The sequence below is a fragment of the Microbulbifer sp. ABF4_107 genome, assembly GCF_056312215.1.
Map to the genome: position 1 here is coordinate 1,424,834 of NZ_CM149983.1, position 14,802 is coordinate 1,439,635.

Below are 14,802 nucleotides of genomic sequence, written 5' to 3' on the forward strand. Positions count from 1 at the left end.
GTTTTGCGCTGACGTAATTCAGCTTTTCCGCTTTGATTGGCTGAAAAAAGATCAGATCGAGTGAGCTATAAGCGCTAGATTTAAAAAGGGGAAAGAGGAGCTGCGCCGTGTGATACCCGCCAAACTGCGGAAAATGTGCTACTGGCGCGGGTTTTTCCTGTCAATTAGGCGCAAAGTCCCTTGTAGAATTTGGGAAATCCTTTTCCATTCCGGGGGAATTGCCTATCATTCATGAATGAATAGTCAATTTCAGTCTCCACATTCACGGACAGCTAAGGTCGGAAGTATGGATAAGGCAAAAGAGAAGGTTCAGCGGTTCCGCGCGCGGGAGCAACGTATCCTGGATGCGGCGTTAGAGCTTCTGCTCGAGCATGGTGAAGAGAAGGTTACCGTCGAGCAGATCGCTGAACGGGTCGATATCGGCAAAGGCACCATCTACAAGCATTTCATCTCCAAAACCGAGATCTATATGCGCTTGTTGATGGACTACGAGAAATCCCTCACCGAACGCCTGAAAAGCGCCGTTGCCACTGCCGAGCAGGGCGATATCACCGCTCCGGCCCGTGCCTATTTTGAGTCTCGTATGGCCGATCCGGCGCGCGACCGCCTGTTCCAGCGCCTGGAAGAGAAAATCATCGCCCTGAACCTGGCGCCTGAGATGATCGCCGAGCTGCACGCGCTGCGGAATTCCAATGCCTCCGCCCTTAACCGGGTGTTTGAGCGTCGTATGGAGCAGGGTGTTCTGAAGAAGGTACCCGCCTACTATTACTACTCTACCTACTGGGCGCTGGTACAGGGTGCCGTTGAGCTCTACCACTCCAAGTCTTTCGCCGACGTTATCGAAGATCGCGAGGGTCTGATGGAGTTCATCATGGATGTGGGTGTCCATATTGGTGATATCTCCAATCGCCGTCACCTCGGCGGAACCCAGGCCTCCGAGCCCGCACAGAGCACCCCGAGTACCCCGGGGAGCAGTTTTGGCTGAACCGCTCTTCCAGCAGCTGCAGAAACTGCAGGACGAATTCCGGGGGTACCCACCGGTGGCCTCCTGGAACCCGGACCTCTGTGGCGATATGGATATGCTGATCCGGGCGGACGGCCGATGGGTCCATGAAGGGACCGAAATCGAGCGCCAGCCGCTGGTCAAACTGTTTGCGAGTATCCTCAAGAAGGAAGGGCGTCACTATTACCTTGTCACTCCCGTGGAGAAGTGGCGTATTCGTGTAGAAGATGTCCCTTTTCTGATTACTCAGGCAGCCCGTGAAGGGGAGGGGAGCTCTGGTGAAATTTTGCTCACCAGCAACACCGCCGACGTTATAGCGCTGGACAAAGATCATCCGCTTTTGCTCAAGCCTTATGGAGACCCTCCCCAACCTGTTCCTTATGTTGAAGTCCGCAATGGTCTCGAGGGACGGATGTCGCGGGATGTTTACTATCAACTGATTGACTGGGCTGAGCCCCGTCAGCCAAGCGAGCCACCGGCAAAATTGTGCCAATTGTGGCTTAAAAGCCGTGGCGAAGAATTTTTACTCGGGCAGTATTAGTGGTTTTTTTGTTCAACTCCTAACTGGAACTCATGTACTGCCTGTCCATCAAGATCACTTGCCCGGAGTGATAGTTAATCACCCGCCTGATCATTTTTTGCTCCCCCGAGATCTCTATGAAATATTCGTGAAATCAAACAGAAATATTGCGGAAATATAAATTTAACATTGCAATATTTTTGAATTGATTTACTCATTTTTTTCTTCGCGTCTTTCATTCGTAACAATTTCGCAACACTCCCTTCCTAGACTCCCCCTCGTCCAAATTGCTTTGGCCCATAAGAATTTTTAAATCTCGGATTAATTCACTTCATCCTTGTTAGGGGGATCCATGAAACTTGCATCCAACAAGCTGCTGCTGGCAGCTGCGATTTCTGCTGTGCTGGCTGGTTGTGACAGCGGCGGTATCACTATTGCTCCGGAAAACAACGACAATTCCGTGACCAACCCGGGTACCGGTACTCCGACTACTCCCTCCGACAATCCTTGTGCTTCCTATGAGAAAGCCGGCTCTGTTAAGCAGGGTGAGTTCGATGCGGAAACTGGCAACTGTACCTATAGCGCAGCGTTCGTTGACTCTGGCAACCCGCTGACCGTAGACCTGGTTATCTCCAAGCTGGACAACGGTGGCGCGCACATTTTTGAAGGCAGCCTGTTTGTCGGCAACAACTACGACGACGACACCACCATGGCTGCCGCTGGTATCGCTGAAGGCGGTGACGGCGCGAAGCTGACTGTACAAGCCGGCGCGACCGTAGCATTCCCGAACAGCACCAAGTTCATGGTGGTAAACCGTGGTTCTCAGCTGAATGCTGTCGGTACCGCACAAGACCCGATCACTTTCACTTCTCTGTCTGACGTTGAAGGCACCGTAGGCGCCGAAGACGTACAGCAGTGGGGCGGTATGGTCATCAACGGTTTCGGTATCACCAACAAGTGTGCATACGACGCCGATTTGCAAACCTCTGAGTGTCACGTACTGGCCGAAGGCGCTGCCGGTAAAGACCAGTCCAACTACGGTGGCGACAACAACGACGATAGCTCCGGCCACATGGAATACGTTCGCGTTAAGCACACCGGTGCTGAAGTTGCCAACGGCGACGAGCTGAACGGCATTACCTTCAGCTCCGTAGGCGCTGGCACCATCGTGAAAAACCTGCAGGTTTACTCCACTTACGATGACGGCATCGAAATGTTCGGTGGTGCAGTGAGCTTCGAAAACTATCTGGCCATGTACGTGCGCGATGACTCCATCGACATCGACGAAGGCTGGAGCGGCTCCATCACCAATGCACTGGTAATCCAGAGCGAAACCGATGGTAACCACTGTATCGAATCCGACGGTATCGGTTCTTACGACGGTGAAAATGACTACTCCGCGCTGATCGCTGCTGGCCTGAACAGCCGCCCGAAAATCGACGGCCTGACCTGCATCATCTCTGCACAGGCTGAGGGTACTCACGATCCGGGTGCTGGCTGGCGCTTCCGCGAAGGCATCTTCCCGATGATCACCAACTCCATGGTTGTGGGTTCCTTCGCTGCCGACGAAAGCGGTGCTGACGGCAACAACTACTGTCTGCGTGTGGACAGCACTGAAACTGCAGCTGCCCTGGAAAGCGGTGAAGCTCAGATCGAAGGCAATATCTTTGCCTGTGCCGACAAGACCAAAGGCGAGCAAATCGGTGGTGTAGCGCTGGCGGAGTGGGCTGAAGCCAATGGCAACACCTTCGCAAACGTTGCTGCTGACGCTGCCCTGAACCCGACTGCCGCTGCCGACACTGGTCTGCAACTGCTGGAAGGTGCTCTGTCTGTGTTCTCTATCGATGCCGACAGCATGATGGTTAATGACGCTGCTATCGCGATCAGCCCGGTAGTTGGTGCCACCGACGGTTCTGATGACCCGGTTGCCCGCGCTTACTTCGGTGCACTCAGTGCCGGTGGTAGCGACTGGACTGTTGGCTGGACCTACGGTCTGCACGACGGTAGCCGCGCTCAGGCGCTGTGGTTCGAGCAGCAGTAAGTGTATAGCCGGTCGGGAATTTAATTCCTGACCTGAAGGGCGCCGCCTTCACATTCTGGAGTCGGCGCCCTGTTTGATTAAGAGTTCAGGAACGATAAGAGGCCTGGGAAATGAAAAAGAACGAAACGTTTCAGAGAGCGCCGCTGGTATTGGCTATCGCCACGGCCTCAGTCATTGCTCCTAACGCGTTTGCGCAGGTAGAAATGGACAGTGTTGCTGGTCCGCAGGCTCAGCAAATTGAAGAAGTTATGGTCCAGGGGCGCTTGAAAGACTCTGCAGAGATGCTGGTCAGTGAGCGTCTGGAAGAAGAAGTGGTAACCGACATTCTCGGTTCCGAGATGATTGGCCGGGTAGGGGACTCTACCGTCGCTGCAGCTTTGCGCCGGGTGTCTGGCCTGACTCTGGTCAATGATAAATTTGTATACGTGCGTGGTTTGGGTGAGCGCTATTCAAGTACTACCTTGAACGGTGCCACTGTTCCCTCCCCGGATTTGACCCGCAGCGTAATCCCGCTGGATATTTTCCCCACATCCGTGGTGGATTCTCTGGCGGTTCAGAAATCCTATTCCGCTGACCAGGCCGCGACCTTTGGTGGTGGCAATGTGGATATCCGCACCAAGGGCATCCCCGATGCGCTGACCTTCTCTGTAGAGCTGGGTAGCGGCATGAACTCCGAAACCGATGGCGACGTACTGTCCTATCGCGGTGGTGATGACGATAGCTTTGGCACCGACGATGGCACTCGCGCACTGCCGTCAGACCTGACTGAAGCACTACAGCGTTTCAAGGGGCGCCTAGGTGTTCAGGATATCCGTACTGTGCTGGAACAGGAGGGTAACGAGTACGGCTCTGCTTCCGAAGCAATTGCTGCGGCGCAAGATGTCAATCGCCAGCTGGCCAAAAGCCTCAATCGTGACATTGCCATTGAGGAAGATTCCAGCAATCCGGATATGGATGTAAAAGGTAGCGTTGGTAACCGTTTTTACATCAGCGACGACTGGGAAGTGGGTTTCCTGGCCGGTGGCTCCTACAAGAGCCGCTGGCGTGAAGAGGAGACCCTCAAGCGCAGCTACGGTTTCCCGGATGAGCGGACTGACACCGAGCAGAGCTCAACTTACTCCGTGGATCTCACCGGAAACCTGAATGTGGGCATCCGTTACGCAGACGAGCAGGAGGTATCTCTTACCAGCCTGTATCTGCGTAACACCGACGACGAAACTTCCGTGCGTGATTTCTTCAACGAAAACCGCCAGGTTTCTGATGGCCGCGGTTTCCGTGAGTACACCCTGAAGTACGAAGAGCGCAATATGCTGGTGAACCAGGTGAAAGGCAGCCATCTTGCCGGCCCGGCCACCAAAGCGCTGGTACCAGGCGGTCTGCTGAACTGGGCGCCGGATGAGCTGGTGGTTGACTGGTTCTACTCTGATGCGACTGCCGAGACTGATATTCCCAACGAAGTCGCCGTAAATGCGGATACTGCCACCAACGCACAGGGTGAAACCGTTTCATCCAGTGTAAGCACTGGTGTAAACAGTGCGGGATTCCGTTTCACCGAGCTTGAAGACCAGGTAATCAACTACGGCTGGAGCACCACGCTGCCACTGGAGTTCTCTGCTTCAACACTGGAGCTGAGTGGTGGTTTTGCCCGCACTGAGAAAGCGCGCTCCTACAAGCAGACCGAGTTCCGTCTCGGCTCCCTGAGTGGTGGTTCAGATTCCCTCAGTGGTGGCCTGGATGATGTGTTTGGCGATGCCAATATCGACGATGCCGAAAACAATTTTGTCTTTGACCGCGCCGGTGCAAACAATCAGAGTTACCTTGCTGCAACACTGACGGAAGCCGCCTTCGGTAAGATGGACTGGACTCTGAACGAGACTTGGCGAGTGTCTGCCGGTGCGCGCTGGGAAGAGTACAACCAGGTTGCGCTCGACTGGAATCCCTACGGTTACAGCCTGGACGATCCGCAGATCACCTCAGATCCTGAAGAGCTTGAGCAGGCAACCTACGCAGAAGATGCGGTTTACCCATCATTGTCTCTGACCTATATGGGTGCGCTGTGGGCAGATACTTTCCAGTTGCGCTTTGGTGCCAGTAAAACCGCGGTTCGCCCGGACCTGCGTGAAATCACCGATGCCATCTACATCGACCCGATTACTGATGAGCAGATTCAGGGCAACCCGAATGCGCGTCCGTCTGAGATTACCAACCTCGACCTGCGTGGTGAGTGGTATTTCGACAATGGCGACAACCTGACGATCTCGGCGTTCTACAAAGATATTGTTGATCCGATCGAGTTCTTCGAGTTTGCTTCCAGTGATACCAATATCGCTCGCGAGATTGTTAACGCTGAGTCTGGTGAGATCACCGGTATTGAAATCGAAGGCTTGAAGAGCCTTGGTTTCATGGGTGAGGTGATGGACAGCTTCTTCCTGCAGGGCAATGTCACCGTTCAGGAAACAGAGCTGGTTGCCGGTACCGAAGCCGATGCTCCAACCAGTGCAGTTCGTGAAATGACCGGTGCATCCGAGTACGTGGTGAATATGCTGGTGGGCTTCGATTCCCCCGATGGTATGCACTCTGCAACCCTGGGTTACAACGTATTTGGCGATCGTCTGTACCTGGCTGGCCGCAATGGTGCGCCGGATGCTTACGAGCAGCCATTCCACTCTCTGGATCTGACCTACTCCTGGTATCCCACTGCGGAAATCACGGTGAAGGCGAAGATGCAGAATCTGTTGGATGAAGCGATTGAGATCGAGCGCGCAGACGTAATCGTGTTTGAGCAGAAGCCCGGTCAGTCTTTCGCGCTGAGTGCGCAATACCAGTTCTGATTTGATATAGAAGAAACCACGAGCAACCTGGAAGTTGTAGCGGTAATAAACCAACAGGGAATGCTTACTAAGCCGGGCGCTGGAAACAGTGTCCGGCTTTTTTCGATTTGGTGTGCAGGGTTTTCCGGTTTTCAGGCATAAAAAATGGGGCGCCAGAGGCGCCCCATTTGTAATGTGAACAGCTGATTACATATTCGGGTAGTTCGGCCCGCCACCACCTTCCGGTGCGATCCACACAATATTTTGTGTCGGGTCCTTGATGTCGCAAGTCTTACAGTGCACGCAGTTTTGCGCGTTGATCTGGAAGCGCTTGCTGTCACCTTCCTCAATTACTTCGTAAACGCCAGCAGGGCAGTAGCGCTGCGCCGGCTCGTCGAAGATGGGCAGGTTGTGGTTCAGCGGAATGTCGCTGTCTTTCAGGGTCAGGTGACAGGGCTGGTCTTCTTCGTGGTTGGTGTTGGAGATAAACACGGAAGACAGCTTGTCAAAGCTCAGTACGCCGTCCGGCTTCGGATAGTCAATTTTCTTGCAGTCCGCGGCCGGTTTCAGTTGCGCGTGATCGGCCTTGCTGTCGCTCAGGGTCCAGGGCAGCTTGCCCTTAAACAGGTTGATATCGATAAAGGCGTAGGCCGAACCGAGAATGTTGCCCCACTTGTGCTGCGCCGGGCCGAAGTTGCGCTGCATGTGCAGTTCTTTCCATGCCCAGCTGTTCTTGTAGCGCTCGCTGTAGTCGGTCAGTTCATCGCTGGTGCGCTCGGCAGTCAGGGCTTCGGCAACGGATTCCGCCGCCAGCATGCCGGACTTCATGGCGGTGTGGTTGCCCTTGATCTTGGCGAAGTTCAGAGTCCCGGCGTCATCGCCGATCAGCAGGCCGCCGGGGAAGGTCATTTTCGGCTGGGACTGCAGGCCGCCTTTTACAATGGCGCGCGCGCCGTACGCCACGCGCTGGCCGCCTTCCAGGTACTGCTTGATCACCGGGTGGTGTTTGTAGCGCTGGAATTCGTCAAACGGGCTGACGTGGGGGTTGCTGTAGGAGAGGTCGGTAATCAGACCCACAACGACCTGGCCGTCTTCCAGGTGATACAGGAAACCACCACCGGCGGAGCCGGATTCATCCAGAGGCCAGCCGGCGGTGTGTACGACCAGACCTTGCTGGTGCTTTTCGCTGTCGACTTTCCAGATTTCTTTGATGCCGATGCCGTAGTGCTGCGGGTCGCGATCGGCGTCGAGGGAGAACTTGGCGATCAGCTGTTTACCCAGGTGTCCACGACAGCCTTCGGCAAACAGGGTGTATTTTGCGTGCAGTTCCATGCCTGGCATATAGGAGTCTTTCTCCTCTCCATTCATGCCAACACCCATATCGCCGGTAGCGATACCTTTTACTGAGCCGTCTTCGTTGTACAGTACTTCGGCGGCGGCAAAGCCTGGGAAGATCTCTACACCCAGGGCTTCAGCCTGCTCCGCGAGCCAGCGGCACAGGTTGCCGAGACTGATAATGTAGTTACCTTCGTTGTGCATGGTGCTGGGGACCAGCATGCCGGGCACCTTGAGGGAGCTTTCCGGGCCGCGCAATACATAGATGTCGTCGCCATTGACGGCGGTTTCCAGCGGCGCACCGCGTTCTTTCCAGTCGGGGAATAACTCGTTCAGGGCGGTGGGTTCGAATACAGCGCCGGAGAGAATGTGCGCACCGACTTCAGAGCCTTTTTCTACAACACATACGGCGATGTCTTCATTGATCTGACGCAGCTTGATTGCGGCGGCAAGTCCGGCAGGGCCCGCGCCGACGATGACTACGTCGTATTCCATTGACTCGCGTTCCACAGGTCTCTCCTCAAACAGGTTTAATTATTCACCCGCCGAATTATGGCAGGCAATTTATAGGTAGGCGGATTATATCGGGCATCGTGCAACCCCACCAATTGCGTAAATTTTCATTTCTGCTGGCAAATACTGGCGTATTTGACGGTTTCTGGAGCCGCACAATCGGGCTTGTTTATGGCTCGAAATTGATCTTATGAATGGCTGCTAGGCTTACTATTCAACTATTGATTTTGGTCTGTGAAAGGGCCAACATACACGCCGCTCAAACGCTTGTTTGAACTGGAGGCAGGCTCGCAGGTGCCTTAAAGCACTCGCTCCGGGTGCTTTGGCAGGGCCGCTGAAACACTCAGCCGGAAGGCTGCGCGAGTTACCCATGCCGCAGGTCAGCGCCGTAAACGGCTGCGACTGCGGCCTTTATGTAGACTACTGAGACGGGATTTTCATGAAAGTTCTTGTAGCCGTGAAACGCGTTGTCGATTACAACGTGAAAGTTCGCCCCAAGGCGGACGGTTCTGATGTGGACACTGCCAACGTCAAGATGTCCATCAACCCATTCTGTGAGATCGCGGTAGAAGAAGCGGTTCGCCTGAAAGAGAAGGGTGTGGTCAGCGAGATCGTCGCTGTCTCCATGGGCCCGAAGCAGTGTCAGGAACAGATTCGCACCGCACTGGCACTGGGTGCCGACCGCGGAATCCAGGTAGAGACCGACGCCGAGCTGCAGCCGCTCGCCGTGGCCAAGTGCCTGAAGGCCATCGTAGATAAAGAAGAGCCGCAGCTGGTGATTCTGGGCAAGCAGTCCATCGATGGCGACAACAACCAGACTGGCCAGATGTTGGCCGCTTTGACTGGCATGGGGCAGGGTACCTTTGCCTCTGAAGTCAATGTTGAAGAGGGCTCCGTCAAGGTGACCCGCGAAATCGATGGCGGTCTGCAGACCGTTGAGCTGACCCTGCCGGCGGTGGTCACCACCGACCTGCGCCTGAACGAGCCCCGTTACGCCTCCCTCCCCAACATCATGAAGGCCAAGAAAAAGCCTCTGGATGTAACCAACCCGGAAGAGCTGGGTGTGGATATCGCCCCGCGCACCAAGACCCTGAAAGTTGAGCCGCCAGCCGAGCGTCAGGCAGGCATCAAGGTTGCCGATGTAGCGGAACTGGTAGAAAAACTGAAAAGCGAGGCGAAGGTAATCTGATGAGTATTCTTGTAATTGCAGAACACGACAATGCGGAACTGAAGGGCGCCACGCTGAATACCATTGCTGCCGCTAAAGCCATTGGTGGTGATATCGACGTGCTGGTGGCTGGCAGTGGCTGTGGTGCGGTCGGTGAAACGGCGGCCAAGGTCGATGGCGTCAGCAAGGTACTGGTGGCCGATAATGCGGCTTACGAGCATCAGCTGGCGGAGAATGTTGCCAAACTGGTGGCAGACCTGGGCAAGAACTACAGTCACGTGCTGGCACCGGCCACGACGACCGGCAAAAACATGCTGCCCCGTGCAGCGGCACTGCTCGACGTTCAGCCGATTTCCGACATCATCGCGGTAGAGAGCCCCGATACCTTCAAGCGTCCGATCTACGCCGGTAATGTGATTGCTACCGTACAGAGCTCTGACGCCATCAAAGTGGCATCTGTGCGTACTACCGCATTTGATCCGGTTGCCGCAGAAGGCGGTAGCGCCGCTGTGGAGACTGTCGATATCGTTGACGATGCAGCCGTTTCCCAATTCGTTGGCGAAGAGCTGGCCGAGTCCGACCGTCCGGAACTGACCGCGGCACGCGTCGTGATCTCCGGTGGTCGCGGTATGCAGAACGGCGAGAACTTCGAGCTGCTGTACAAGGTTGCCGACAAGCTGGGCGCTGCTGTGGGCGCATCCCGCGCCGCCGTGGACGCTGGCTTTGTGCCGAACGACATGCAGGTCGGTCAGACCGGTAAGATCGTTGCTCCGGATCTGTATATCGCGGTTGGTATTTCAGGCGCCATTCAGCACCTCGCGGGCATGAAAGACTCCAAAGTGATCGTGGCTATTAATAAAGACGAAGAAGCCCCGATCTTCTCAGTGGCGGACTACGGCCTGGTGGCCGATCTGTTCGATGCGGTGCCGGAGTTGGAAACCAAATTGTAACATTCAGTTCATATACTCTATTCCGGAAAGAGGGGCGGCCACTGGCCGCCTTTCTTGTTTTTGACGGAATGTTGGGTCACTGTGGCGGGTATGTTGGCGTTTGTGGCTTTACTCGCCCGCTGGTTGTTATTTAACCTATAAGGTTGAGAACATTGCCTTTCTGGGGGAAGCCCCGAGAATAGGCGCCCAATAAATAGAATTACGCTGTTTGCGACGGGTTTCATCATGTCTTTGGTCAAGCGCACACTATCGTCCGCACTGCAGGATCCGGGGGCTCCGGGGAGTAGTGCCAAGAGGAGCCTGCTGGCGACTACAGCGGTTGTTGGCGGCTGGTTTGCTGTAAACCTGATGGCTTACGGTCATCTGGCTGTTCCCGGCGACAGTGGTGAGCAGAGCCTGTTGGCGGAACGGAGCAGTCGCTCCGTGTCGCGCAATACCACTGAGACACTTCCTGCAACGGCATTTTTTGGTGTCGCACCAGTCAAAAAGGCGCAAGAGCCCGAAATCGACCTGGCCAATATCCCCATCACCCAACTCAATCTTGTGCTTTCTGGTGTACTCAGCAGTAGCGTCAATGAGCATGCCAGCGCCTTGATCGCAGAAAGGGGCAAGCCCGCAGAGCGTATTTTTGTAGGACAGACCTTGCCGGGGGGCGCAGAGGTCTATTCCGTAGAAGTCGACCATATTATCCTTCGCCGTAACGGTCAGATGGAAAAATTGACCTACCCGGATGCGGAAGGTCGCCCGACTGTGCCTAAACAGTATGCGAACTACGCCCGCCAGGCGGCCAAGGTGATCAGTGCAAACTCCAGTGCTGGCCAGGCCGATAAACAGCAGTCCATTCGCGAGCGCCTTGAGCAGCTGCGTGAAATGGCTCGAGAGCGTCAGGGGGCGCAGTCTAGCCGCTAGCGGACTTGTCCGCCGTGCAGGCAAGCGAATTGGGAACTTGGGTATTCGCTTTCAAGACCTAACCATTTACCGACCAGATAAGAATTAGAGTCAGATTCATAATGATGAGCGTGTTACACCGACGACTGGTTGCAGTCGCCATGGGTTTTTTGTTGTCTTTTTCGGTGCTGGCTCAGTCTTCCCCGGAGAGAGTGACTCTTTCACTCGACAACGCCGATATTCGTGACCTGATCAACTGGGCTGCGGATTTCACCGGTAAAAACATCATTGTCCACCCCAATGTGAAAGGTAAGGTGACCGTGGTCGCGGGCGACCCCATGTCCCACGCGCAGGCCTTTGACGTCTTCATGTCGGTATTGCAGGTAAACGGTTTCAGCCTGGTAGAGCAGGGTGATGCCTGGAAAGTGGTGCCCGACGCGCTCGCCAAGCAGCAGGCAATTCCGGTGATTGACGAGCAGACCCGCGCGCCAGGTGAGGCGCTGGTGGTGCGCACGGTGAAGGTCGAAAATATTTCCGCTGCGCAGCTGATTGCCATGTTGCGTCCGCTGATTCCGCAAACGGGCCATTTGGCGGCCTACGCAGACACCAATACGCTGATTGTCGCCGACCGCGCAGCGAACATCGATCAGATTGTGCGCCTTATCAAGCAGCTAGACCGCGCTGGAGCTATCGATATCGAGCTGGTTGCGCTGGAATTTGCTTCTGCCAAAGAGGTGAAGCAGGTGTTGAATGAGCTGCTGCAGGGCGGAGGCAAGCAGGCTGGCAATGATGTGCAGCCATTGCGTATTGCAGTCGATGAGCGCTCCAACAGCATCCTTCTTACCGGTGATCCGGTTACCCGCACGCAGCTCAAGAAAGTGATTCAACGCCTCGACCAGCCGCTGGCAGGCGAGGGCAACACTGCGGTTGTGTATGTACAGTACGCCAGCGCGGTGGACCTGAAGCCAATCCTCGAGGGTATGAGTGGCAGTATCCAGAAGACCGAGAAAGATCAGCAGGTCGCTGATGTCGAGGTCAGCATCCAGGTCAATGAAGAGCTGAATGCGCTGATTTTGACCGCGCCACCGTCCTTGCTCGAAACCATGAAGGGCGTGATCGCCAAGCTGGATGTGCGCCGTGCACAGGTGCTGATCGAGGCGATTATTGTGGAAGTTACGGAAGGGTCTGGCAGCGACCTGGGTATCAAGTGGCTCGCCGGGAACGACGACGATATCTTTGCCGGCTTCAATAACGATGTGGCCGTCGGTGATCCGGACGGGGACAACACCATTGAGGTGGATGGTGTTCCCATCAACCCGGGGTCCCTTAACCCGCTGAACCTGGTCGGTGCGGGTCTGAATCTTGGATTCCTGAGCGGCACCGACGTGCGCGTGGCAATTAATGCGATCGCTTCTGAGAACAATGCAAATATTCTCTCCACGCCGACCATCATGGCTCTGGACAACGAGGAAGCAGAAATTCTGGTTGGTCAGAACGTACCGTTTATTACCGGATCGCAGTTGACCACCGGCAGTAACAACGATCCCTTCCAGACCATTCAGCGTCAGGATGTGGGTACCATTCTCAAGGTCACGCCGCGGGTCAATAACAACAACTCGGTAACGCTGGATATCGAGCAGAAAGTGGAAAATGTGTTGCCGGTAACCGGTGCCGCGTCGGACATTGTCACCAGCAAGCGCGAGATTCGCACCAAGGTGCTGATCGACGATGGCGCCATTCTGGTGCTCGGCGGACTGATCGAAGACAAGCTGACCGAGATTAACAACAAGGTTCCCTTGCTGGGTGACCTTCCCGGGGTGGGCCGGTTGTTCCGCAACTCCCAGAAAGACGTGGATAAGACCAACCTGATGGTATTTATCCGTCCGCGTATTCTCAGCAATCAGATTGCAGGCTACGAGGAAACCCGTCGTCGCTACCGCGATATGCAGGAAAAGCAACTGCGTATGCGCGACGACACCAGCCGAATCTGGGACTGGAATCGCGGCGATGTTCTCCCCGACCTGCTGCCACCTGCGGCAAGCTACGAGCAGGATGCCCAGGAGCCTGTTCCCGTGGAGCCTGAGGGCGTCAAGTGATGGCTGAAGTCGTGCTCAAGCGCCTGCCATACGCGTTTGCCAAGCGGCATCAGGTGCTGTTGGCGGAAGTGGAGGGCACTCCGGTCTGCCAGTATGTGGCGCCACTGAACCCGTCGGTATTGGCGGAAGTACAGCGTCTGTGTGAGGTGCCATTGGGTGTGGCGCCGGTCGATGTGGAGTCCTTTCAGCGCTCGTTACAGCGGGAATACGAAAACCGCGAGGGTGGCAATCTCTCTGATGTTGAAGGCCTGGGCGACGACCTGGATCTCGCTGCGGTGGCCGACTCCCTGCCCGAGACCGAAGACCTGCTGGAGCAGGAAGACGATGCGCCTATCGTTCGTCTGATCAACGCTATCTTTGCCGAATCTCTCAAGCAGGGGGCTTCGGATATCCATATTGAAACCTTTGAAAAGCGCCTGGTGGTGCGTTTCCGCGTGGACGGTGTCCTGCGGGAAGTGCTGCAGCCCCGTCGCGCCCTGGCACCACTGCTGGTGTCACGGATCAAGGTTATGGCGAAACTCGACATTGCCGAAAAACGGGTGCCCCAGGATGGCCGTATTTCCCTGTTGATGGGCGGGCGCGAGGTGGACGTCCGTGTATCCACCATGCCGTCTTCGGCCGGTGAGCGGGTGGTAATGCGTCTGCTGGACAAGCAGGCCGGCAAGATGGATATGCGCAATCTGGGTATGGCGGAGCGCGATCTCAAGGTCATTACCGAGTTGCTCGGCCGCCCCCACGGAATTCTTCTGGTTACCGGCCCAACCGGTTCCGGTAAAACCACCACTCTGTACGCGGGCCTCGCCAGTATCAATAACCGGGAAAAAAATATTCTCACCGTGGAAGACCCGGTGGAATACAACCTGGAAGGGGTCGGCCAGACCCAGGTGAATACCAAGGCGGATATGACCTTCGCCCGTGGCCTGCGCGCGATCTTGCGCCAGGACCCGGATGTGGTGATGGTTGGTGAGATCCGCGACCTGGAAACCATGCAGATCGCCATTCAGGCGAGCTTGACCGGTCACCTGGTGCTCTCCACGCTCCACACCAATACCGCGCTGGGTGCGGTCACCCGCCTGGTGGATATGGGGATCGAGCCCTTCCTGTTGTCTTCAAGCATTATCGGGGTTCTGGCCCAGCGCCTGGTGCGCGTTCTGTGCCCGGATTGCCGTCAGCCCCACGAGGCCGACGCCTTTGAATGCCGCATGCTTGGGCTGGAAGAGGGGGCTACCGCCACCATTTACGGCCCCGGTGGTTGTGAAAAGTGTAACCACAGCGGTTATCTCGGTCGGGTGGGTATCTATGAGCTGGTACCGGTCAACGAGCGACTTCGCCAGATGATCCACGATCGCGACTCGGAAAGTGCGCTGGTGAACGAGGCGCGCAAGCTCGGCCCGAGTATCCGCGACGACGGTATGGCCAAGGTTCTTGCGGGCATTACTTCACTGGAAGAAGTACTGCGGGTTACCCAGGAGTCCTGA

General features: G+C 55.8%; 10 protein-coding genes. 9 read left to right on the forward strand and 1 reads right to left on the reverse strand.

The genetic code is table 11. The features are described from left to right. Positions 1–286 precede the first annotated feature (286 nt). The 4 genes from ACYX4K_RS05820 (at position 287) to ACYX4K_RS05835 (ending at position 6,395) form a co-directional block, all read left to right on the forward strand. Positions 287–985 (forward strand): TetR/AcrR family transcriptional regulator, encoded by a 699-nt coding sequence (locus ACYX4K_RS05820; protein WP_475093066.1) that lies wholly within the window; start codon positions 287–289, stop codon positions 983–985. Further along, complete coding sequence (locus ACYX4K_RS05825; RefSeq protein ID WP_475093065.1) at positions 978–1,544, forward strand: DUF1285 domain-containing protein; 567 nt, start codon at positions 978–980, stop codon at positions 1,542–1,544. Before ACYX4K_RS05820 ends, ACYX4K_RS05825 begins: the two co-directional genes overlap by 8 nt. A gap of 331 nt (positions 1,545–1,875) precedes the next feature. Beyond that, positions 1,876–3,564, forward strand: coding sequence for a serine/threonine protein kinase (locus ACYX4K_RS05830; protein WP_475093064.1), 1,689 nt, complete (start codon positions 1,876–1,878; stop codon positions 3,562–3,564). A gap of 110 nt (positions 3,565–3,674) precedes the next feature. Next, entirely contained in the window at positions 3,675–6,395 is a 2,721-nt protein-coding gene (locus ACYX4K_RS05835; protein ID WP_475093063.1) for a TonB-dependent receptor domain-containing protein, read from the forward strand. A gap of 186 nt (positions 6,396–6,581) precedes the next feature. On the opposite strand, the gene ACYX4K_RS05840 is transcribed toward ACYX4K_RS05835, so the two are convergent. Beyond that, positions 6,582–8,219 (reverse strand): electron transfer flavoprotein-ubiquinone oxidoreductase, encoded by a 1,638-nt coding sequence (locus tag ACYX4K_RS05840; protein WP_475093062.1) that lies wholly within the window; start codon positions 8,217–8,219, stop codon positions 6,582–6,584. A gap of 442 nt (positions 8,220–8,661) precedes the next feature. Between ACYX4K_RS05840 and ACYX4K_RS05845 the strand changes: the two genes are divergently transcribed. The 5 genes from ACYX4K_RS05845 (at position 8,662) to gspE (ending at position 14,802) form a co-directional block, all read left to right on the forward strand. Continuing rightward, positions 8,662–9,411 (forward strand): electron transfer flavoprotein subunit beta/FixA family protein, encoded by a 750-nt coding sequence (locus tag ACYX4K_RS05845; protein WP_475093061.1) that lies wholly within the window; start codon positions 8,662–8,664, stop codon positions 9,409–9,411. After that, entirely contained in the window at positions 9,411–10,340 is a 930-nt protein-coding gene (locus ACYX4K_RS05850; RefSeq protein WP_475093060.1) for an electron transfer flavoprotein subunit alpha/FixB family protein, read from the forward strand. The genes ACYX4K_RS05845 and ACYX4K_RS05850 overlap by 1 nt, the downstream gene beginning before the upstream one ends. Before the next feature lie 225 nt (positions 10,341–10,565). Next, positions 10,566–11,249, forward strand: a complete 684-nt coding sequence (locus ACYX4K_RS05855) for a type II secretion system protein N (protein WP_475093059.1) — start codon at positions 10,566–10,568, stop codon at positions 11,247–11,249. Positions 11,250–11,389: 140 nt separating this feature from the next. Then, positions 11,390–13,324, forward strand: a complete 1,935-nt coding sequence (gene gspD, locus ACYX4K_RS05860; RefSeq protein WP_476178788.1) for a type II secretion system secretin GspD — start codon at positions 11,390–11,392, stop codon at positions 13,322–13,324. Continuing rightward, positions 13,324–14,802 (forward strand): type II secretion system ATPase GspE, encoded by a 1,479-nt coding sequence (gene gspE / locus ACYX4K_RS05865; protein ID WP_475093057.1) that lies wholly within the window; start codon positions 13,324–13,326, stop codon positions 14,800–14,802. The genes gspD and gspE overlap by 1 nt, the downstream gene beginning before the upstream one ends.